The organism is Paenibacillus taichungensis, from assembly GCF_047302525.1.
GTDB classification, from domain to species: Bacteria; Bacillota; Bacilli; order Paenibacillales; family Paenibacillaceae; genus Paenibacillus; species Paenibacillus taichungensis_B.
This window is the reverse complement of the sequence record NZ_CP168020.1, coordinates 2954109-2976271: the sequence shown is the minus strand read 5'-3', so window position 1 is coordinate 2976271 and position 22163 is coordinate 2954109. Positions and strand designations below refer to the sequence as shown.

16 protein-coding genes are annotated in these 22163 nt (G+C 43.6%); 2 read left to right on the top strand and 14 right to left on the bottom strand.

What is annotated here, in order from left to right; genetic code table 11:
• Window positions 1-37: 37 nt before the first annotated feature.
• The 11 genes from ACDJ58_RS13515 to ACDJ58_RS13465 form a co-directional block, all read right to left on the bottom strand.
• Entirely contained in the window at window positions 38-4702 is a 4665-nt protein-coding gene (locus ACDJ58_RS13515; RefSeq protein WP_413378691.1) for a X2-like carbohydrate binding domain-containing protein, read from the bottom strand.
• 362 nt (window positions 4703-5064) lie between these two features.
• A complete protein-coding gene (locus ACDJ58_RS13510) occupies window positions 5065-6096 on the bottom strand; it encodes a phosphotransferase enzyme family protein (RefSeq protein ID WP_413378689.1) in 1032 nt (343 codons plus the stop codon).
• A gap of 184 nt (window positions 6097-6280) precedes the next feature.
• The gene (locus tag ACDJ58_RS13505; protein ID WP_413378687.1) at window positions 6281-7504 is read right to left on the bottom strand and encodes an RNA polymerase sigma factor; all 1224 of its coding nucleotides are present in this window, start codon (window positions 7502-7504) and stop codon (window positions 6281-6283) included.
• 207 nt (window positions 7505-7711) lie between these two features.
• Window positions 7712-9118 carry a PQQ-binding-like beta-propeller repeat protein gene (locus ACDJ58_RS13500; protein ID WP_413378685.1) on the bottom strand — a complete coding sequence of 469 codons (1407 nt, stop codon included), beginning with the start codon at window positions 9116-9118 and terminating at the stop codon, window positions 7712-7714.
• Window positions 9119-9298: 180 nt separating this feature from the next.
• Complete coding sequence (locus ACDJ58_RS13495; RefSeq protein ID WP_413378683.1) at window positions 9299-9847, bottom strand: NADPH-dependent FMN reductase; 549 nt, start codon at window positions 9845-9847, stop codon at window positions 9299-9301.
• A 37-nt stretch (window positions 9848-9884) separates the two neighbouring features.
• On the bottom strand, window positions 9885-10313 hold the full coding sequence (locus ACDJ58_RS13490; protein ID WP_413378681.1) for an Rrf2 family transcriptional regulator: 429 nt from the start codon (window positions 10311-10313) through the stop codon (window positions 9885-9887).
• Window positions 10314-10319: 6 nt separating this feature from the next.
• Complete coding sequence (gene murB / locus ACDJ58_RS13485) at window positions 10320-11210, bottom strand: UDP-N-acetylmuramate dehydrogenase (RefSeq protein ID WP_413378679.1); 891 nt, start codon at window positions 11208-11210, stop codon at window positions 10320-10322.
• Window positions 11211-11323: 113 nt separating this feature from the next.
• Window positions 11324-11680, bottom strand: a complete 357-nt coding sequence (locus ACDJ58_RS13480; protein ID WP_413378677.1) for a HesB/IscA family protein — start codon at window positions 11678-11680, stop codon at window positions 11324-11326.
• 45 nt (window positions 11681-11725) lie between these two features.
• Window positions 11726-12064, bottom strand: coding sequence for a hypothetical protein (locus tag ACDJ58_RS13475; protein WP_413378675.1), 339 nt, complete (start codon window positions 12062-12064; stop codon window positions 11726-11728).
• A 50-nt stretch (window positions 12065-12114) separates the two neighbouring features.
• Window positions 12115-12420 (bottom strand): winged helix-turn-helix transcriptional regulator, encoded by a 306-nt coding sequence (locus ACDJ58_RS13470; RefSeq protein ID WP_072732816.1) that lies wholly within the window; start codon window positions 12418-12420, stop codon window positions 12115-12117.
• Window positions 12421-12453: 33 nt separating this feature from the next.
• Window positions 12454-13857 (bottom strand): MFS transporter, encoded by a 1404-nt coding sequence (locus tag ACDJ58_RS13465; protein WP_413378672.1) that lies wholly within the window; start codon window positions 13855-13857, stop codon window positions 12454-12456.
• A gap of 165 nt (window positions 13858-14022) precedes the next feature.
• On the opposite strand from ACDJ58_RS13465, the gene ACDJ58_RS13460 reads away from it, so the two are divergent.
• On the top strand, window positions 14023-14685 hold the full coding sequence (locus ACDJ58_RS13460; protein WP_413378670.1) for a helix-turn-helix transcriptional regulator: 663 nt from the start codon (window positions 14023-14025) through the stop codon (window positions 14683-14685).
• Between the two features lie 116 nt (window positions 14686-14801).
• Here the strand turns inward: ACDJ58_RS13460 and ACDJ58_RS13455 are convergent, their stop codons facing one another.
• The 3 genes from ACDJ58_RS13455 to ACDJ58_RS13445 form a co-directional block, all read right to left on the bottom strand.
• Window positions 14802-15596 carry an SDR family NAD(P)-dependent oxidoreductase gene (locus tag ACDJ58_RS13455; protein ID WP_413378668.1) on the bottom strand — a complete coding sequence of 265 codons (795 nt, stop codon included), beginning with the start codon at window positions 15594-15596 and terminating at the stop codon, window positions 14802-14804.
• Between the two features lie 168 nt (window positions 15597-15764).
• A complete protein-coding gene (locus ACDJ58_RS13450) occupies window positions 15765-16811 on the bottom strand; it encodes a helix-turn-helix domain-containing protein (protein ID WP_413378666.1) in 1047 nt (348 codons plus the stop codon).
• Between the two features lie 158 nt (window positions 16812-16969).
• Window positions 16970-21031: an S-layer homology domain-containing protein gene (locus ACDJ58_RS13445; protein WP_413378663.1), complete on the bottom strand. Its 4062-nt coding sequence runs from the start codon at window positions 21029-21031 to the stop codon at window positions 16970-16972.
• 297 nt (window positions 21032-21328) lie between these two features.
• Between ACDJ58_RS13445 and ACDJ58_RS13440 the strand changes: the two genes are divergently transcribed.
• The gene (locus tag ACDJ58_RS13440) at window positions 21329-22132 is read left to right on the top strand and encodes a MurR/RpiR family transcriptional regulator (RefSeq protein ID WP_413378661.1); all 804 of its coding nucleotides are present in this window, start codon (window positions 21329-21331) and stop codon (window positions 22130-22132) included.
• The last annotated feature ends 31 nt before the right edge of the window (window positions 22133-22163 follow it).

Genomic DNA, 22163 nt, shown 5'->3' with positions numbered 1-22163 from the left:
TTTTGCTTTGTGGGCGGCCTATTTTTTATTTTTTGAATCACTGATCTACAGACAGCTGGTTCATAATAATGGTAATCACTTCGGCTCTAGTCGCTAATGCATTCGGCATAAATTTGTTCCCTGAACTTCCCTTCAAAATGTCTGCTTCTTTCAAAGCGAATACCGAGCTCTTTGCCCATGCCGGTATGTCGTTATCGTCTGCGAAACCCGTCGTCTCCACATCTGCAATCTTCACTTTACCAGCCCTGGCGACCATAACCGCCAGTTCCGCACGTGAAACGCTCGCGGATGGACGGAAACTTCCGTCTTTATACCCGTTCACGATACCTGCCTGGACAGCTTGAGCAACAGCTTGCTGTGCCCACGAACCGATCTTACCAGCATCGGTAAAACTTAGTTCACTTTCGCTATCAGCGAGCTTTAACGCCTTCATTAGCATAACTGTAAACTCCGCACGCGTAACCGTTCTGTTTGGTTTAAAGGTGCCATTATTATAACCATTAACGATGCCTAACTTCGCTGCTTTATAGATATTGGCTTCCGCCCAATGATTAGCAACATCCGAAAACGTAGGAACGACTACACCATTCTCCCCACCCGCTTCACCATCGGACTTACCCTCTGTGTTTCCATTATTACCGTTATTTTCGTTACCAGATTTAGTGGTGCTCTCAGTCCCCCCATTATTTGGGTTACCGGCACTGTTCCCGTTCCCACTGCCATGGTTACCACCACTATTACCGCCATTGTTGCCAGTACCCTGGGTGTTCATTACTTTCACTTCGAGCTTAGCATCATTTCCTTGGTCAAATACTAGGGTGAGCGTCGCTGTACCTATCCCTAAGGAAGCTAAATAGGATTTGTGCACAGTCAGTTTCTCACCTGCAAAGGTGTAATCACTATTCAAATTCAACAATTGGTTTCCATTGTTCACACTTTTCAATACATTGCCGTTTAATTGAACATTAGTCACGACGTCTTGCTGTTGTGAAGGATTTTTGTCGAACGTAACTGCAACGGGATTAATAGTTGCATCGGTTACAGTAGTTTCCTTTACGGTGTATACGCTAAATTCGTGTACGCTTGCTCCATTCCCACTCGAATCTGTAATATTCAATCGTACATACCGTGCTTCGGCATCTTTACGATCTTCATTAACTTGTTCTGTGGTCGCAACGCTTGTTTTGTCCACATATTTAGTCCAGTTGAAGCCGTCAATGGAGTACTCGATGTTGTATTTGTAGCCAGAACTTAATTCGAATATCGTTTTTGTGCCTGATATTGAATACACATCGCCTAGATCGACTTTCAACCATTGAGAAGTAGTCAGGCCTTCCTGCTGAGCCCATCTGGTGTCTGGATCACCATCTACTGTGAACAATGGATCTTTATTTTGCGATGAAGCAACGACCACTTTGCTCAGGGCAATATTGATTTCTTCACCACTTACATCCGTTACATTTAACTCAAGCAAGCTATTTTCACCCGAGCTAAATTCAAATGTCAGGTGGTTCTTGCCCTCACCCAGCTTTGTTAGATAATCACGATGAATCGTTACCTTATTCCCTGCAACGGTATAATCTGTGTCAGGCTTCAAGTGTAAAGAACGATTCTTAATGCCTGTGAGCGTATTCCCCTGAAGATTCATTTCAACAATTATATCGTCTTGTTTGTTCGGGTGCTTGTTGAAAGCAGCTGTTGCAAGATTTATAGATGAGTTTGATCCTACGGGTACACCATATACACTAAATTCATAAATACTTGGCCCCATACTATAAAGAGCCTTTATCCTCATGTATCTGGAGATAATCTCACTCGAATGGTGATCTTGATACGTCTGTTTCGTCGTTTCACTCTCTGTCCGATCGGCATAGGTTTGCCAGTTTTGCCCGTCCATAGAGTACTCAATTTTGTATTTATACCCACTGGACAATTCAAACATGGTCGTAACAGATTTAATGGCATACACACCCTGCAAATCGACCATCAGCCAGCCTTCGGTGTGCCAGAGACCTTCCTGCTGCGCCCACCTTGTCCTTGGATTGCCATCAACAGCCAAGGCAGGGTCTAAACTCTGCGAAGAAGCCATCGCCGGCTTGTTCAGTGAAATTACTGTTGCGCCGTCATTTTCCATAACGGTTACCTTGAACACAGGGTCTACACCTGTAGCAAAATCAAACGTGAGGTGGTTCTCTCCGATTGGCAATGTGTCCAGATACGCCTTTTGAATAATCACTTGATCCCAGAACAACTTATAATCCCGGTCTGCAACCAAGTACGTATCACCAAGCTTGATGCCATTGAGCGCCCCACCGTTGAAAATCATTTTCACACGAATGTCATCTTGCTTGGTTGGATTTTTTTCAAAAGTGGCTTCATTGATTTTAAGTAACGAGTTTGATTCAGGGAGCTTTGTGCCTTCTCCTGGGAAAACGCTTAATTCATAGATACTTCCTCCCCAATCATGTGTCATCGTAATTTTAATATAACGGGCCTCTACAGCTTTTAGATCAAGATTCGTCTGCTGGGTAGTTACATTCGCTGTCTTGTCTGCGTACATATCCCATACATCACCATCGGTGGAGTATTCAATTTTGTACGTGTAACCATTTTCAAGTTCGAACATGGTACTTGTAGATGCAATAGGGTAAACGTCCCCGAGATCTACCATCAGCCATTGCGGGTCTGCTCTTCCTTCCTCCTGCGCCCATCTCGTAGTCGGATCGCCATCAACCGCAAATGCCGGATCTTTACTCTGTGAAGAAGCTGTTACAGGCTTCATTAAAGCAAGATTGGTCGGTTCTTTCGGTGCCGGAAGCGGTTCTTTACCCGGGCCAGCAGCTGCTATAATGTCCAATGCTTCCTGTGGCCAATTCGATCCCGCAACTTCCACATTTCCATATGCGGTGTTTGAAGCATTATTGTTGCCAAAATCAACATTGTAATAATTGTGTCTGAAAATATTATCGTGATCTGACCCTGAAAAAGCATGCTCAGTGTTGTCAATTACATTTTGTTCAACCATGCGGTAGCTGGTCCTGCCATCCAGATATACACCCATAATGTGGTTCCAGGCAGCGTATTTCCCTTGCCGCATATTTTTGATGTAGTTATGGTAGATATTTGATTTGCCATCCATTCGGCCCAAGGTATAGATGCCTGCTCCATCCTGAATCAGTTTGACAGAATCATGGAGATAGTTGTTATGCACCTGATTGTTCGTCATGCCATGATCCAAGTCAGACCAGTTCCAGCCAATGCTAATCGCAGAATATGGTAGATTGCTTATCTCGTTATTTGCAATAGTCATATGCTGCGGTAACATTGCTCCGATCCCCACCATATCACCGTAGTCCAGGGCAACACGATCAATCGTGTTATGTGTAATGCTATCGTGCTGGCTTTGACCATCAGGTAGCGTATACGAAGGGTTCTGACCTTCATCGTCATCCCATAGATCGCCTACGATTCCCATAGCTATTCCTCCGCCAGCGTTTTGGGTAAAGGTGTTCCAGGTTATATCGGTGTGTTCTGTTCCTTCATAACCCATAATACCCCAGCTGCCTGCGTGCTGGAATGTGTTACGTGCAATCCTAATGTCGCCCGAATATTTTAATTCCAGCATCGCATTGGCTGCAGTATAACGCGCTGTATTGCGAATTTCTGTGTTATTACCTCCAGTAACCGACTGATACCTGAACCCGGCCTGAACATCTACATATCCGTAGCTTGAAGGCGCGAGCCAATTGCTGTGTTTGAAGGTAAGTCCGGAAAATTCCAGATTGCGAACCTTACTATCTTCAGTCCCTTCAATCTTTACAATAGTCTCTAGCCTAGGTGCAATGATGCGCGTCGTATTCATCGTTTCATTGCTTCTCGGTTTGTAATATACCGTTTGATCATCGGTATCAAGAAACCATTCTCCCTCTGCATCCAACAAGGATAAAGCGTTTTCAAAAAAGAATGGTGAATTTCCCTGGCCATGATGATTATAAGAAAACCCGCTTTCCGGGAATTTAAAATCAATCTGACCCGTTGTTGTATTAATCGTATCAATTCTTCCGCGCACCTGGCTCCAACTTTGCAGCACGACCATCTCAGCATTGGTGCCGTTTAGTATATTCCCCCATTCACGTGCATCCTCACCTATCACATAAGGATATTCCCCGTTTTTGGCTCTGAAATATGGACCCTGGAGATCTGCGTCTGCCTCGGTAAGATTCGGTTGCCGCGCCCTTATACCCCGATCTTCACCGATGTATAACTGTCTGAAATTCCAATTCACCCCTGTTCTTTTGTAAATGTTTTTTTCAGTATCGTATAATTCCCACCCATCACTAATATCCACACCTCCGCTGATGACAGGTTTTGCTCCTGTATCCGCTGTGTAAATAATGTTGTAGCCATTGCTTCCAGAATCCTCACTGTTAAAAACCAAGGTGTCATCTAACATGTATTCACCATCCTGCAAATACACATAGATATCCTCTGTCATGGCACCGTTAATTCCACGTACCGCTTGCTTTACCTTTTCAATTGTCCTGAATGGCGATTCCGCAGTCCCAGCATTGTCGTCATTTCCTTCATGCGATACATAAAAGTTATGCGAACTAGCTGCATGAATCGGTTTCATCGTACCTGGCATGATCAAACTGGTTACTGTCATCAAAATAGCAGTAATTAATGCCAGCCTGCTCTTCATAAACATTCCTCCTTTGACCTTTGCGTTTTTTGTCTTCCCTCCCTCATTATCAAATAATCTTTATCCATCATCTACAGCAAAAACTCTACTTTTAAGTAGAAAAATTATACTACTTTGCAGTAGAGTGAACTTTAATGACGTGCCAAAATAAGGGAAGCCGTTAATTTTGAATTAAACATTCTATATAAATTGAACTAAACATTTACACGATAACGGAGAGGACAGAAATAACCTGAAGAAGCGGAGCGTTCGCCTTTATCCCCGGATTTTCCCCTTTAAATAAGGGAATCAAAAAATCTGGGGATAACAGCGATCGGAAGGTTGTTCTGTCATCGGAGTGGCAAGTGTAAATATTCTTTAGTTCAATTTATATAGGTGACTTCCTGTACTTCTATCCCATTGAAAAGAAATGGAGCATTCATTAAATATTCTCTGATACACGCTTGTGCGTACGGCTGCTCATCTATTATTCGTGATGTTTCTCTCGGGTCGGATGAGTGGTGGCTGTAATTCTCAATCATGCACATGATAAAGAAACTTTCCAAAACCTCAACATAATCTGTTGGCAGTGTCCTTACACTTTCATAACCTCTGATGAACTCCAAACGTTGTGCGGGGAAAAGCCCTAATATTGTGTTTGCTATATCGTAAAGATAATATCCGTAGCCACATCGGCCAAAATCAATTGGATTAGGTTGTTCATCGTTGAATACGATGTTGCCAATATGTAAATCTCCGTGGATGATTCCGTAATGCTGTGGATTCTGATCCAAGTCTGCAAGTTGGGACAATATTTTATGGGATGCTTTCTGATACGTCTTCCATGCCTGATTGGATAAAAACCTTGTGTAATAACGTCTCAGTTTGGTCATATCCACTTTAAAACTCTCTTCGCCCCATGTGGGCCGAGCAAAATCAAGAGATGGTACAAAACGGGCAGTTGCTTCATGGAGCTTTGCGGCCATAGAGCCCATACGGTATGCACAACGTTCATTAACCTCATTTCCATCCATATGCTCTCCGTCCACCCAATTCATCATCGTGACATCAAAGTACTGTCCCTCTTCTTCTGTGTCCATGGACAAAACATACGAGCCGCCACGGCTCGCCACACCCTGAGGTACGTGGAGATCATCGGATGTGCCCAATGATTGAAGCAAAGTAAGTTCTGAACGGATAGCCTCTTTACTTAGCCGATTGGAATGAATGCGAAGCAAATAGCTTTTCGATGGAGCTGTATCGATTTTGTACGTGATGGTATCTGACAACTGAATAAAATGTATACAATCCCATGGTAATTCATACTGATCTAATGCCCTTAGACAAACACTTCTTGCCTGAACGAGCAAACATTGAAGTTCTTCATGTGTCCCATTTTGAAAAAAAGTCATCATTGTCCTCCTCCTTCATAATCCGCAAGCGAATCCAGATGTACAACGAATTATACAGAACAGACCATTGGAGGCGTATATAACAAACGATTATAAAACATCTTTTACATACGAGGTTGTTCACGAAGGGCATTTCCAACACAAAAAAGCCCGGTTCATCACCGGGCCTACAATCAACAGTATAAGGTTATATTTTTATATACTTCACCCATTGCTCATGCAGTTCAGTCTCACTACATTGAAAGATCCCTTCAAAATCTTGAGGACTGCGGATTAGTTTGTTCAATGCATCTACTCCGTATCGCTCAACCACAAATTCCACCATCATATAAGAGAACTGAAAACCTTTCATCGTTTCAAAATCCCACGTATCGTTATTTAATTCATCAAAAGATGGAATCGAATGATTGCGTATGCTATCTTCCGTTGATCCTTTAATGAAATCTTGGGACATCTGTTTCGCCTCATATCCACCAATGCCCTGTCTGATCCATTTGGGAGCTGCAGGATTAATATCGCTGATTAGCCACATGGCGAACAAGTGGACTGTGCCTTTCAGAATGGATTGATACGTATGCTCCGGTCCCGGCTCCAATGGAGAGACAATTTCCAGAGTACGCCCTTCATATGTGCCCATAAACCAATTCGGGGCATCTGTTTCGCCGACAGCTTGATGGAACGTTGGCAGATCAGGATAAATTTCAATAACCACCTTTTGTGATGGATGATGTTTATATTTGGTCGACACTCGTTCAACACTATTGTTGAGCTCATCGAACAAATCTTGATGCACTTTCTTCGTACGATCATTCGTATCTTGGTTTTCACCTTTATTTACAATGGAAATCAGGTCTTGAATAGACATGATGGCAATTTCCCCCCACTCTTTCAGTTCTTTTCTTAATTTCTCCAAAGCCCGGTACAGTCTGTTCTTTACTGCGCTTTCCCGTCGTCCAACAATCTTGGATATTTCGGGCAAGGTGCAGTCAACGAAAAAGCGTAATGCAATAATTTCCTGATCAATCTCATCCAGCTTTTGTAATGCAGAGCCAATATCAATTCGAATATCAACATGTTTCGTAAATTCAAGAGAGATCGATTGCGATTCATAATCTGTAAAATCATAAGGAGATTCTTTTTGTCGCGATAACCTGCGATATTCGTTCTTCACCGTGTTCTGAGCAATCTTAAAGATCCAGGTGAATAAATTAGAGCTTCCTTTAAAGTTGTGAATATTTTCGACTGCTTTCAAAAATACCTGTTGGGTCAAATCATCTGCAACCAACGGGTTCAATTTCAGTGAGAAGTATTTGCTGATTCGTTGACGATATTGCTCATACGTGTTCTCAAAGATAGCGATGCTTTCCTGTTCATCCGGATAAACAGGTTTCGTGTCATGAGCTCCTGACATGGTGGGGAACCTCCTCTTGATTTACATTTAATTAGACACCGGAGGAAGCAAAAAAGCCACGCATGAGGAAAAATAATTTTTGGCTACTTCACCTCTTTAATACGAATTCTGCTAACTTTTGAAGATGAAAAATAAACAAAGGTAGCCGATCGCACTGACCAGCTACCTCTGTTCTTTTCTTTTATGGAAACACAACTTAGTCTTTGCTTATCTCAGCGATGCGGGCAGCTTTACACCGAGGAGTTTACCCTCCGCCTGTATTATGATCATACCGTCTGTCTTCAGCGTCGCTTCGTGTAAATCGGCCCCGGTGGTTACCCGAAAGACGGGTGTAGCAGTCAACATATTAATCCCGAACATTGTTCCGTTACGCTGCGTCCGGTACATTCCTTTGCCGTACACGCTAATCTGAGCAACAGGTGCATCGCCATACCACTTGATTTCCTGTCCATTCACCAGCTTGATACCCGCTAGTTCTCCCGTTGTTTCATTTTTGTATATCAGCCTTTCTTGCACGATACCAAGCGACTGCCCATTTTCTTTATAAAAAGGGCGCTGATAAGTCCGAAGCGGATCCGCATTAGCTGTATATTTGTCAAAGTTGTATTCCGCTACCCGTTCTCCTTGTTCAATGTATAACTTTCCATTGCTTGCAAATACACTCCCATACCCATAGTCATATGGTGGATCACCGTTCATTTTCCAGTTGTATTCAAGGCTCCCCTTTTGTACGCCAGTGTTGAGGTTATAGGCATTCACACTCACTTTACGTTCCGGTTTTGATTGATATTCTGTCAGTTTGGAAGAATGATAATCAACCGAATACACTAGACCGTCTTTAATTTGAAGTGCTTCTCCTTGACCGAAATGGTCCCACAACTTTTTGCCTGTCTTCTTGTCATATGCATTTAGTTGGATGGACGTAAGTGCCCCCTGTACATAAAAGGTTCGAAGCACGACGCCATTAGATTCCTCCAGGTAGTCGGTACCGTTCCCTTCACCAAGCGGCTCGTCAGCCCTCCACTTCATCTTGCCCGTCTTCATATCAAATGCAAATGTTGTACTTCCTTGGATAATATAAAGGGTATCACCTGTTGGAACTAACATTTCTGTACGATACCGTGTATCGATCCAGGTGGATGAGCCTGATTGCCATATCGCTTTTCCTGTCTTCGCGTTCAAAGCATAAGGCTTATGATCCCCAGTGAGACCGTAAATGACGTTATTATGATAAACAACATAGGGTGTTAATCCTTTTCCGTAAGACCATAGCCGTTTGCCTGTCTTTGCATCCAATGAGATCAGTTTGCTATCGGCGAAAGTGAATACCTTACCCTCTTCTGCTACTGCCTGATGACCAATATAAGGTTCGTTCATATTCAAATAATTGTCCACCTGTGCAGTCCAGGAAGGCTTAAGTTCGGGTACCGATATCCCCATATAGGAATACCAGTTGCGTACCGAAACATCAGGTGCGTCTGCATGTGCCTGAGACAGAATTACGGCGTTCCCCCCCAGAGCAAGAAGCCCCACAGCTGTAAAGCTTGCGACGATACATCGGAATAGTTGACCTTTCAAATTCGTAAACTGTTGTTTCTTTTTCGTTTTGAGCATAATACCCTCCATTGTAATGGTTTCTACATTAGTTACCTTAATAGATGTGTATTTCTAGAGAGCTATCATACCTATAATCTTTATGAATATAACGCATTGAATTGCTTAATAGTTACACTCTTGTTAAACGATTCAAATTGATTTCAAAACAAAAAAGCCGCCAAATTGGCGACTCCTTGTTCAGCGGGATGAAGCTTTTAATTGAGTCTGCATGAAGACCAGTTCCTCAGCTAATTTTTCTAGCCGACTTAAGGCTTCAGTATCTTTAATGTTATTCTCAGCATCAAAATGATCACTATTTAGATATACATAGCTTGGGGCGACATAAGAGCGGAAAAAGCCGGCAATCGGTTTTAATTGATTTTCCACTACCAAATAATGCTGATAGGTGCCACCGGTTGCTATAAAACCCATCACTTTATTGTAAATGCTCTGCACAGGCAGAAGGTCGAATACATTTTTCAGTACACCTGTCAGAGAGGATTGATATATTGGTGTGCCGATCACGTAAAAGTCAGCATCAATCAATTTTTGGACCACCAACTGGGTGTCTTCATTGTAATCCTCCAATTTGCGACCATCGCAAAATTCGATCCTTTTATAATCTCTTAAATCTATGAGTTCAACTTCAATTTCTGGATGATTATTTTTTACGAATTGGAGTACAGCATCCACACCTACTGGTGTCTTTGATCCAATCAGTGACCCGGACAATCCGATTAATTTCACAACATTAACCTCCAATGATTTCTTCTTCATCATCAAACTATTCCACGGTTTCCAACGCACATTCCTTCATCACATGAAGCATACTGCCTAGGGTGATTTTTTCTAACTGCTGCATTAACTGTTGTTCACTTTCTATGAAAATGCTTGCGAGCTGAATATCTACCTCTGCTGTTAAATTCCCTTTTTTCATAATGGATGGTTTGGGGATCTGAAGCGGTTTGGAAGACACCAGGGTGTACACATCTTTCAAGGTTATCTCATACGGGTCTTTGGACAAAACATAACCACCGTCAATACCTTCTTTTGCCTTAACGTATCCCACTTTTTTGATCGAGCTAAGGACTCGGCGTATCCTCGCCGGGTTCACCCGAATCCGTTCAGAGATCTGAGTACTGGTTAGCTTCTCATTTTCATGTGAACTAAGGAGAACCAGAATATAGACGACAACACTTAGCTCACTGTTCATAGCAGCCTACTCTCCCAAAATAATGACTTCCGTCTCCAATTCAATATTAAATTGATCACGTACTGTTTTTTTAATTAATTTGATTAATTCCAAGTAATCCTCGGCAGTGGCGTCATCTGCATTAATGATAAAACCAGCATGCTTCTTGGAAATTTCCGCTCCCCCAATGCGAGTGCCTTGTAAGTTGCATTCTTGAATGAGCTTTCCAACATAATGTCCCTCTGGACGTTTGAATACACTTCCGCAAGAGGGAAATTCAAGTGGTTGTTTGGATTCACGTTTTAACGTTAAATCCTGCATGGTACTGGAGATGACATCCTTGTTCCCTGGTTTAAGCTTAAATTCGACTTCAAGTATGATGTATTGATCCGTTCGGAAGATACTGTTTCGATAACCAAGCTGCATGTCATCTCGGACCATGTTAAGCAATTCTCCATTTTTAGTAACTACTAGCGCTCGCTCAACGACCTCATCCATCTGACCACCATAAGCTCCCGCATTCATATATAAAGCGCCACCTGTACTTCCGGGTATTCCACATGCAAACTCCAGACCTGTTAAGCTGTTATGCAAAGCAGTACGTGACACATCAATAATGTTGGAACCGCTCTGCGCGACAATCTTGTCACCATAGACGTTAATCTGATCGAATTGGCTTAAAGAGAGCGTTATTCCGCGTACACCTTGATCTTTGATAATGACATTTGATCCTTTTCCAATGACCGTCAGAGGTATTTGATATGTTTTTGCAATGTTAACCGCGTTAACAATTTCTTCTTTCGTTGTAGGATGGATAAGTATGTCTGCTTTACCACCCAGTTTTATATACGTGTGGTCTTTTAATGGCTCATTCCATTTCAATTTTTCCAAAGGTATGTGATTTTCAAAAATATTCATGACATTCTCTCCCTGAGTTGAAAAGACATGATTGCACGATCGGCGAATAGAAAGCTCCTTCATTGTATGTTTAATATGAGATATTGGTTGAAAATATTCCGTCATCCTGACAATTAATCACATTTTTTGACCTCACCACGGTAATTCGCCATTCGGAAGCTGGCCCCGCATCCACATGAAACTTTTGCATTAGGGTTATTCATGGTAAATCCCCCTAACATTCCACTTTCTTCGTAATCAATCTCAAGTCCTTCAATATATGGAACCGTATTGGTGTGAACCAATATACGAAATACACCTTTATCTAATAAGATATCCCCTTCTGCCTGCTGTTCATCTACGATAAGGGTATAGGATAGACCACTGCATCCCCCCTCATCCACCCCGACCCGAAGGAAAGAACTCTGGGTATCCGCACTTACCAGGATTTCAACGATTTTTTCTGCTGCTGCTTCACTGACCTGAATCATTGTTATACCTCCTTGGAACGTATTTTTTGGCTAACCTGTTGTTTTTCAAACACAGCCCATTAAAATCTTAATGATTTCTTCAGGACTCGTATATGCATTAAAATAACGACAACCTGTTGATTGCAGATGGATAGGAATATCCATAAGTTCCAGCGACCCGCTATACAATATCACTCGATATTTCTCGGGAAATTGTTCTATAAGCAGCTCGATATTGTCCACATTCATATCTACGATGATCACAGAATTATCCGGAAGTTGATCCATGTTACCGATCACATCACGAGTAGCGTCCAGTACATGTAACGACGGCTCGGTTTGAATCAACAAACTCAAACTTTTAACAATGTGATGCGTATCTGATAGGATTAACACATGGTTCATTCAGAAAACCTCCGGATAAAATGATGGCAATCGCAGGATATTCCTTTGCGCTAATTCATGTTTGTAGTAAACCATTCCATCAAACAGGGTATGAAAGCAGCTAGAGCGGCCCCTTTGGGTGTAAGTTCATACATGATCTGTATGGGATGTGTTAGGGCTTTTCTCTTCACCAACTGATCATTCTGAAGATCTTTTAATCGTTTGGAGAGGATCGCTTCTGAGATGGAAGGCACATTTTCGTAAATTTCGCTGAATTTCTTAGGACCTTGCGAAAGAGTACATAGGATATGGATCGTCCATTTCGTTCCGATAATACGATAGGCTGTGAAAAGTTTCTCGGTATCCGAAGTCAACATCGCATGAACACACCTTCCTTTGCTTACCCCCGTTTATTTGTTTTTCAAGCCTAACGATTGCAGTCCCGTTCTTATTTGGTCTGTTACTGGTGCAATTCGAGTACTGGCAATCAAGCTCAAGACAATCAACAACAGATGAAAGCCCATCGTTACGATTAATCCTGATTGCAATGACATCCCGCCAGCTTGACACACCACCAGGATGGAACTACCGATCCCGATGACTACGCCCGGTGTAAATGAATCTGCAAATTGCAGATTTGCCGAGGTTTTGCCAACGCCTTCCTCTCCTGTTTGGGAAAACGCAACAACACCGCTAATCGGATGTGCCAATCCAATTCCTATTCCAGCTATGATTTGGCCTATAACCGCTACGGTAACGGTCACAACAGGAACCCAAAATACGATGGTAATTCCGATGGCAAGCAGGAGTACACCAATAATAATTCGTGTATGACGTCCACGACCCTGATCTGCTGAGTCCCAACGCCCTTGCAAATAAGCAATGACACACCAGCTCAGTGCAGCGCTTGCTACAATTAAACCAGCCTGAGAAGGTGTAATGCCTTTCACCTCAATTAAAGCTAATACCAAGAAATTTTGTGTACTGGTATAAGCAGCGAAGAACAGTCCACGCGTAGCGAGTATAGCGGGCATACCTCTTCGCAAAGCAAGGGTCCCCTCCGGCAGCAGTTTGCGCAGTGGGTATACCATCAGTACTCCCCCGATAAGGACAATAACAAATCCAATAATTGACGGAAGCTTGCCAAGTCCCACTAATAAAGTCCCCGTACCTATCGTTAATAGCAGTGCCATCCAAGTAGCGGCAGATCCATTCTCCCCTTGTGCAGGCTGTGATTTTAACTTCGTAAAAGCAGGTAAGCTAAGAAGTGCTGAAATCAACAGGATCGGTAGAATCCCCCAGAACACAAAGCGCCATGACCACTGATCTGCAATAAGGCCTGCAACGTATGGACCAAGCATGGACGGAAGAACGTAGGCCGTACCGAATGCTCCCAGTATTTTGGCGCGTAATTCGTCAGGATAACTTAAGGAAATGGCCGTGTACACGCAAGTCATCATAGCTCCGGCACCCAAACCCTGCATGGCCCGTGACGCGATCATGGTATACATATCTCCTGCAGTTGCGGCTGCGACCAGCCCGACAATAAACAATAGAAGTGCGAGAGTAAATGGTACTGCTGGTCCCCTTCTATCAATAATCCGACCAACAACCAAGGTTCCGATAATCTGTGCAAGCAGATATGTACTGAATATCCAGCCAAACAGGTTAAGACCCTTCAGGTCTCCAGCAATGGAAGGAGCAATTGTCGTTACCGACAAACCTTCAAATCCAACAGCCATCACTGACAATATAATTCCTATAGATAATGCAAAATAACGCGGACTGAAAATACTTTGAGAATGGGACGACATGATATGTGACCTCCAAGAGAATTTTATGTATACACCGTATCCGGATACTTAGTAAACATTTTACTTTACAAAGTTTAAACTACAGTTCGCCTTTGACTTTGTCAATGTTTTTGTTTAAAATGTATGAAATAATGAAGATTCAGTTGCTTAAAAAGGAGGTTCACCATGAGCCGGGATCAAACGAAAAAGGATGCCTCAACCAGTACCCGAAAAGCAATCATTAACCTGCTTAAGCATCAAGGTGGAATGGATGTGGTGGCACTCTCCTCCCAATTTGCGTTATCTGGAATGGCTATCAGGCAGCACTTAAATGCGCTTAAAGAAGAAGGATTGGTTACTTTCGAAGAAGAGGCTCGTCCCATGGGTCGACCAACCAAGCTATGGAGATTAACCCCCGCTGCTGATCGTTTTTTTCCTAGTGGATATTCGGAGTTATCCGTCAGTCTGATCAATTCCATGAAAGAAGCTTTCGGGAATGAAGGGCTGGACAAGCTACTGAGTGTGCGGAATAAGAACATGCAAGAGCAATATCTACAGTACATTGGTGATGCATCCGGCGTGAAGGAAAGGCTGGAGAAACTGGCTGAAATTCGGACAAATGAAGGATATATGGCCGAGGTTAAGGATCAAGGCGATGGTAGCCTGTTGTTTATAGAGAAGCATTGTCCAATCTGTGAAGCTGCGGCCGTATGTACCGGGTTATGTAAGAATGAATTGCATTTATTCAAAACGGTTCTTGGAGATCAAGTTCATATTGAACGTGGAGAGTATATTATGGCAGGAGGAAGAAACTGCATATATACGGTTAGAGAACATCATTCATTGTAAGTCATTCCGAACAGTTTGAGCCCATTTACTCACAGATGCTGCTTATGGATATATAAAAACGAAAAATGAACCTTGGGCTTAGCTCAAGGTTCTTTACGTTCAGTTGTATAGTAAGTTTAGAAGATGGTTGGCACCATTCCCCCATCCATACGGATTGGAGCACCTTTGAATGCCGATGCATACGGACTGCATACAAATGTGGCCAATCTGCCTATCTCAACAGGCTTGATAAATCGTTGGATTTCGGATTGAGGCAGGTTTTTCTGCATAAAATCCTTCTCTTTTTCTAAAAAAGTCATTGATTCATCAGGGTAGATGCTCTCAATGATTTGTTGCACATTTTCAGAGAGGGTTGGTCCTGGCATGATTGTATTGACGGTTACTTCTGTTCCTATCGTTAATTTCGATAAACTTTTGGACAACGATAATAACATGGATTTGGTCATACAATACTGAGGCATTTGTCCTGAAGGCATGATGGCTTCTTCACTCGCAATAAAGATAATGCGGCCATACTCATTTTTCAACATTTTAGGCATATAAAATTTGGACAATGCATTTGCAGCGAGCACATTCGTACGGAAGTATTTCTCCCATACCTCATCGCTGATATCCTCATATCGCATAATTTCATAAATCCCCATATTGTTCACTAAGATATCAATTTGGGGGTATTTTTCAAATAAGGCTTCTCTTTGACCTATATCCACCAGATCAGCTGTAGCTTTTTCAGGTGAGGTAGCGGGAAAATCGGACTTTATTTCATGAACCGTGCGCTCAACCTCTGTATCATTTCGTCCATTGATGAGCACATTAACCCCTTCTTTGGCAAGTTCAATGGCAATGGCTTTCCCTATCCCCTTCGTCGATCCTGTAACCAAAGCTGTTTTACCGTATAAACCCATATCCATATCACACTACTCCTTTTATTTTCTTGTAGCGGCAAGCTGATTCGTTATCATGTTATAAACAGTCTTGTGCTCCGGATAGGATTTATATTACCTTGTCTACATTGCCCAGTAACTAGCGTGTTACGCCAAAGTTCTTGCATAACACGCCAAATGATACAAAGCATTCAGTTAATGAAGAGTTGTTGATTCTGACGATCCTTCGGTTAGTGAATTCGCACCTAAATACTCCGTACGCCAATTCGTTGGCGTATCCCCTTCCCATGAACGAAAGGCACGGTAGAACGAGTTCTGGTCTTCATATCCAATTAAGAAAGCTACTTCTTTAATGTCCAGTGTAGGGTCTGCCAAGTAGGCTCGTGCCTGCTCATGTCTGGCTTGCGTCAATAGATGCTTGAAACTTGTATTCTCTTCTGTAAGCCGGCGCTGCAAGGTCCGATCGCTCATACCCAATTCCTTGGCAACGACCTGAATGTCAGGGCGACCTCCTGTGAGACTGCGTTTCATAATCCATTTGACCATTTCTGTAATAGAACGACTGCCCTGCTGTTCATCCAGCGATCGGTCCAGGGCGGGAGTAAGGATCTCCAGTAACTCTTCGTTGTATGAAAGAAACGGACGGTCCAAATCTTTACGATGTAAGGTAAGCCGGTTACATGTTGCACCAATCCGAATTGGGCAGCCAAAATAAGTCTCAAGGGTTCGAACATCACCCATGGTATGCGAAAATTCGACAAGCCGCGCAGTCAAAGGTTGACCTGTTCCCCGGCGCCCAAGTTCGAGGAGAAATGCGAGTGTGACTCCAACCAGCAATGACGGACCTGGTTGTTCTTTAGACCATTCCAGTTCAATTGAACAATCATCGCCCTCCTCAGTAATACGCAAGCTTTCAGGGGGACAAAGCTGTTTGTAGCGAGCCATTCGGTGTAATGCATCACGGTAGTCGCGCGCATGGTAGGTTGCTAAGACACTCGGCGGGTATTTCCCCGTTTCAAAGACGGTTGCAAGTTTGATGATTGCTTCGGCCGTGTCACCGACGAGATCGGAATATGCCTGCCAGATCGCGAAATATTGAGCAGTCGTGACGGCTGGTTCAGTTATAATCGTGAGCGGCAGTTGTGCTTTGCGAGCTACATCGTGGGCGGCAATCCCTAATTGATGTAAGCCTGTCCAAAACCCTGCCGGGAATTTAATACGCTCAGAGGTATGGGACTTCATAGAGACCCTCCTTCTTGGAGTCTTTGCTTAATGATTCATCCACTGTACAGGGACTCTGATTCTTTTGCAATGTCTCTAATATTTCCCGGTCTCTAGAATAAAACAAGAAACCAATGCGGGAACGTTCCGCATTGGTTTCTTGGAAATTAGGTTTAGCGTTATTTCGATTGTTCAAGAAGCCCAACAATAAGTGTAACTGCTTCAGCACGGGTAGCTGTCTGCATCGGAGCAAATCGATTACCACCTACACCGCCCACCAGACCTGCTTCCACGGCAGAAGCTACATAGGATACTGCCCATGCTGGGATATCCTTTGCATCTTTGAAATCCAGTTTCGCATTGGAATCCGTTTGAATTCCGCCAGCGCGTGCAATCATAGTTACCATCTCCGCACGGCTCAGCGTCTTGCTAGGGCCGAACGAGCCATTCTCGTAACCATTGACAATGCCAGCGGATGCAGCTGCTGTAATATACTGCTTCGCCCATGAAGGAATCTTGTTATCATCCGTATAGTGAATACTCTCGCTTACGGTATTCAGATTCAAGGCACGACCCAGCATCGTAATGAACTCGGCACGCGTGACTTTCTGATTCGGACGGAAGGTCTGATCGCCATAGCCATTGACGAATCCAGCCGCCAGGGCTTTATCAATTGCAGATTTTGCCCAGTGTCCGGCTGTATCTTTCAACGCTGGCGCAGTGCCTCCGTTTCCGTTATTGCCTGATCCAGTATCCGGTTTGTTGCCGGAATCAGTTCCGCTACCACTACCGCTGTTCGAACCGTTACCGGTTGTTGTATCGCCACCGCTTCCTGAGGAGCCATTACCGCTGCCAGACCCATTACCTGAACCTGAACCCGAGCCGGGATTCGATGTTCCCGGATTGGACGTTCCTGGTCCCGGATTCGATGGTTCTGTCTTCTTCACGATACCGAACCGATCAACAATGAACGGGGCTGCTCCATTTTGATTTTGGTCAATTTCATACGTTATAGCTGTTAGTTTGCTGCCGTCAATCGTAATGCCCACAAAATTCTGTACCTGACTGCGCATTGGACGACGGTTGTCATTCGGATCAGGGCCATATTTGGCTGCATGATTCTCCTCTGCCAGTTCAAAAAGATTGTAATAAGCATCACCGAGACTTGTGCTCGGATTTTTGTAATACACTTTTGGACCAGCTGTTGCCGGAATAAGATAGATCGTGCCATCCGGATTCACAGAGTACTCGATTTTCTGTCCATTTTGCATCTCCGTGATCATTTCTGGCTGACGCGCTTTCCCCTTCTGATCGATCGGTTTTGTGCGGGCATAGATGTGGTCATGTCCCTGGAGCACAAAATCAATGCCAAGCTCCGCCATGATCGGTGCAATTTTGGTACGCACACCGTTTGCTCCCATGATGTCGGAATCCGTTGCGTGATTTGACGTCGTGTACGGTCCCTTGTGAATGTTGACGATTATCCACTGGGATCCATTCTTCTTGGCAGCCTGAACATCTTTCTTCAGCCACTCGACTTGCTCTAATGAGAAATTGTCATACTCGTCCGAATCCTCATTGGAGTTCAACACAACAAAATGCGCATTGCTGTAATCATAAGAATAGTAAGCTCCCGTCTCCGTAGCGGAATTTACCGGTGACTGGATGTTGAAATGATCGATAAACGCATAATTTTCGTCCTCGTGGTTCCCTGCGGATGGAACGATGGTTGTATTTAAGAGGCTTTCCTGCGAATGCCCAAGCAGCCAGTTCCACTGTTCCTCTTTCACACCATTATCGACGATATCCCCGTTATGAACGACAAATTGTGCATCCGGTACTGTAGCCAATGCTTTGGCCAATGTCTCAGAGGACAGAATTGCCTCATCCTCTTCCTTCGCTTGTGTATCCGCCAGATCAATAAAAGTGAATTTGCCTTTTTCCGGTGCTGTACGGAAGGTACCTGTCTCGCTCCATACTTGCTGGGAAGCATCCCCTACACGGAAATAATAGGTCGTATTGGCTTTCAGATCTGTCACTTCTGCTTTGTGCATCAGTTCTGTAGGAGCATTCGAAGGCTGTGCAGAGCGCCCTTGAACCGATTTGGCTTGCGTGAAATCAGGTGCTGCAGATGTTTTCTCCACAACCTGAAGGTCGCTATTCGTTACTTGATCGGAAGTGTACCACGTGAACCCCTTGCTCTTGGTAGGATCTCCATGGAACGTTACCGTTACCTTGTTTACCTGTTCTGGAACAGGAACTGTATCCGATTCCTTGATGATTCCGAAAGTATCCACGATAAATGGCTCTGCATTATTATTTTGGTCAATCTCATACGTTACGGCGGACAGCTTGTCTCCGTCAATAGTCAATGAAACGAAGTTTTGGACCTGACCTCTGGCTGCGCTCGTGGTGTCGCCATATTGCCGTGCGTGGTTTTCTTCCGCACGCTCGAACAAGCTGAAGTACGCTTCACCAAGTTCTGGTTTTACGTTTTTGAAGTATACTTTGGCCCCGGCGGTAGCGGGAATCATATAAATGGTTCCATCCGGTTTGACCGAGTACTCGATACTCTGTCCATTGAAGGTCTCCGTTATTTTGGACACATCTTCAGCGGTACCATCGCTCTTGATCGGCTTCGTCCGTGCATAGATATGGTCATGTCCCTGAAGGACCAGATCAATCCCCAGTTCGTTCATGAGCGGGGCGATTTTTTTTCGTTCACCGTTTGTACCAATAATGTCGCTATCGGTGGCGTGATTGGATGTCGTGTATGGACCTTTATGGATATTAACGATAATCCACTTGGCTCCTGCAGCTTTTGCTTCCGCTACATCCTGCTTCATCCATGCGACTTGCTCATTCGAGAAGTTGGCGTACTCCGTTGAATTCTCGTTGGAGTTCAATACGATAAAATGGGCTTTACTGTAATTATAAGAATAATATGCGCCTGTTTCCGTTGCAGCGCCGTCTGGCTGCTTCACATTAAAATGATCGTAGAATGCATAATTTTTATTCTCATGATTGCCAGCAGATGGTGCAATGGTCGTGTTCATGAGACTGGCTTGCGAATGACCAAGCAGCCAATTCCATTCTTGTTCTGAAGTGCCATTCTCTACAACGTCACCGTTATGGACGACAAATTCAGCATTTGGAACAGTTGCGAGTGCTTTGGACAGAGTTGATCCAGACAGGATCGCCTCATCCTCTTCCTTCGCTTGTGTATCCGTCAAGTCAATAAAGGTAAATGCTCCGTCAACCGGAGCCGTTTTGAACGTTCCAACCTCACTCCATATGCCCAGATCCTGATCACCAACACGGAAAGAATAAGAAGTGTCAGGGGAAAGGCCTGTCGCTTCCGCCTTATGCACCATTTCTCCCGGGGAGTTGGAAGCTACGGTTGCACGCCCATTGAAACTTTGGGCCTGACTGAAGTCGGCAACTCCTCCTTGGTTCGGCACCACTTGAACAGTGCTCTGTGCAGATGCAAGAGGAGTATACCAAGTGAAGCCTTTGCTACTTGTTGCATCTCCATAGAAGGTAACCGTTACTTTGCTGATATCCAGCGATGGCGCATTAGCCAAGGCTTTAAGCTCCATGTCAAAATACAGGTCAGAGCTGCTGTCGCTCTGTTGATGTACTTCAACCGCAATTTCGTTTGAGCCTTCATGCAAATTGGCTTTCATTGGCTCAGTCAGGTCGATATTCTCATACATTACCGGCAAGTCCTTATTTGAGGTTGCTTGGGTGGAGTACCCAATCTCTCCATCCGGCATGCCAAAGCGAATGACTTCCACACCATTCACATAGATCACTGCACCGTCATCAATACCGAATGTGCCGAGAATTTGCCCGTAATCGTCAATTTGATCTTTGTTAACGGTTAGGTTTGTCCGGAAATAGGTTGTGCGAGGTTTATTTTTTTTGTCCTGACCGTAGTTGACTTCCGTTTTGAGTGATCCAAAATAGGAAGTGCTTACGCCATTACCGTTGTCTTTGTAACCAAATGGAGCCTGTCCCGAATTCCAGGACGAATCATCGTATGAAGCACGCCATTCCGATTGTAGATCCTGACCCTGATCGAAATAATGCCAATTGGCATTACGCTCTAACAGCATCTCAGGCTCCGACAATGATGCGGCTTGGGCTGAATTAACTCCCCCAAATCCCGCAAGCCATCCGAATACCAAAGCAATCGATAACAGGATGGATAACATCTTTTTGTAGAGGTGACTGATCATAATTCTCTCCTTTGTATGTATGATTGGTTGGCTTATGTAAATCCAAACAGGCCTAGCATAACAAGAGAAGATCAGCATCCGGTTAGCGGGAAGTAAAACTTATGTAAACTCTTACATTTATTTGACTTATAATATGGATAAGGTTTTTAGTTAACATAATAATTAATATGGTTTTTGCTCCTATTTGGATAAAATAAACAGACTATTTTTAAAGGTTTGATGAATTGGCTTTTAGGAAGTAGACTAATGAGGATAGACTATACAAAAGTTAACATGTTCTGGGAAAGGGGAATCATAATGTCATCCAGTGTCATCGACATGCTGCAGCTTGAATATCAACGTTTTTCAGTGAAAGAAAAGGAAATAGCTGATTATGTGATGCGCAATAAAACATCCATTAATAATATTAATATTAGGGATTTGGCTGCTTACACCAATGCTTCCATGTCAACCATTACTCGATTTTGTAAAAAAGTAGGTTGTTCTACCTTTGTAGATTTTAAAATTCGACTTAACCGTGAAGTGGATCAACCCCGCAATCAAACGGATTTCTTTATAAGAACACAGCAGATCCACAATGATATCATCAACGCAACCGCGGAAATGCTGGATACCGACAGAATCGAACAAGTGGTCCAGTACATAAAAAAAGCTCGCAGAATCTATGTCTATGGTTTGGGAAGTTCAGGTTTATCTGCTTTGGAGTTCAAATACAGACTAATGCGGATGGATATCGTCATTGATGCGGTGACCGATTCACACATGATGATTATGAGTGCTTCTCTTTTGGGGGAAGATGATCTGGTCATTGGTTTATCCAATTCAGGACGAACATTAGAAGTCAGTGATGCCTTAAACGCGGCCAAAAAAAGAGGAAGCAAAGTTGTTGGAATTACTAATTTTGATCACACACCCCTGTCTGAAGTCTCGGATTTGTGCATTTTCACACCGGATATCGGGCGAACCGGAGATGTGAACTTCATCAATAGCCAGTTGGCTATCATTTACATCCTGGATGTGATTTCTCTTCTATTACTTGAGGATGAACATTTACTTAATGCGCGGCAGCAAACATTAAAAGCTCTATATTCTGCTGAATAACAAAACAGCCAACTTATTCCGTTGGCTGTTT

What these genes read in the sequence shown, in the direction of transcription:
- ACDJ58_RS13475 (WP_413378675.1), bottom strand. Translation starts at nt 12,064, where the DNA reads ATGAACCATGTGTTAATCCTATCAGATACGCATCACATTGTTAAAAGT.
- murB (WP_413378679.1), bottom strand. Translation starts at nt 11,210, where the DNA reads ATGAATATTTTTGAAAATCACATACCTTTGGAAAAATTGAAATGGAAT.
- ACDJ58_RS13440 (WP_413378661.1), top strand. Translation starts at nt 21,329, where the DNA reads ATGTCATCCAGTGTCATCGACATGCTGCAGCTTGAATATCAACGTTTT.
- ACDJ58_RS13455 (WP_413378668.1), bottom strand. Translation starts at nt 15,596, where the DNA reads ATGGATATGGGTTTATACGGTAAAACAGCTTTGGTTACAGGATCGACG.
- ACDJ58_RS13450 (WP_413378666.1), bottom strand. Translation starts at nt 16,811, where the DNA reads ATGAAGTCCCATACCTCTGAGCGTATTAAATTCCCGGCAGGGTTTTGG.
- ACDJ58_RS13505 (WP_413378687.1), bottom strand. Translation starts at nt 7,504, where the DNA reads ATGTCAGGAGCTCATGACACGAAACCTGTTTATCCGGATGAACAGGAA.
- ACDJ58_RS13515 (WP_413378691.1), bottom strand. Translation starts at nt 4,702, where the DNA reads ATGAAGAGCAGGCTGGCATTAATTACTGCTATTTTGATGACAGTAACC.
- ACDJ58_RS13465 (WP_413378672.1), bottom strand. Translation starts at nt 13,857, where the DNA reads ATGTCGTCCCATTCTCAAAGTATTTTCAGTCCGCGTTATTTTGCATTA.
- ACDJ58_RS13490 (WP_413378681.1), bottom strand. Translation starts at nt 10,313, where the DNA reads ATGAACAGTGAGCTAAGTGTTGTCGTCTATATTCTGGTTCTCCTTAGT.
- ACDJ58_RS13480 (WP_413378677.1), bottom strand. Translation starts at nt 11,680, where the DNA reads ATGATTCAGGTCAGTGAAGCAGCAGCAGAAAAAATCGTTGAAATCCTG.
- ACDJ58_RS13460 (WP_413378670.1), top strand. Translation starts at nt 14,023, where the DNA reads ATGAGCCGGGATCAAACGAAAAAGGATGCCTCAACCAGTACCCGAAAA.
- ACDJ58_RS13470 (WP_072732816.1), bottom strand. Translation starts at nt 12,420, where the DNA reads ATGTTGACTTCGGATACCGAGAAACTTTTCACAGCCTATCGTATTATC.
- ACDJ58_RS13500 (WP_413378685.1), bottom strand. Translation starts at nt 9,118, where the DNA reads ATGCTCAAAACGAAAAAGAAACAACAGTTTACGAATTTGAAAGGTCAA.
- ACDJ58_RS13510 (WP_413378689.1), bottom strand. Translation starts at nt 6,096, where the DNA reads ATGATGACTTTTTTTCAAAATGGGACACATGAAGAACTTCAATGTTTG.
- ACDJ58_RS13445 (WP_413378663.1), bottom strand. Translation starts at nt 21,031, where the DNA reads ATGATCAGTCACCTCTACAAAAAGATGTTATCCATCCTGTTATCGATT.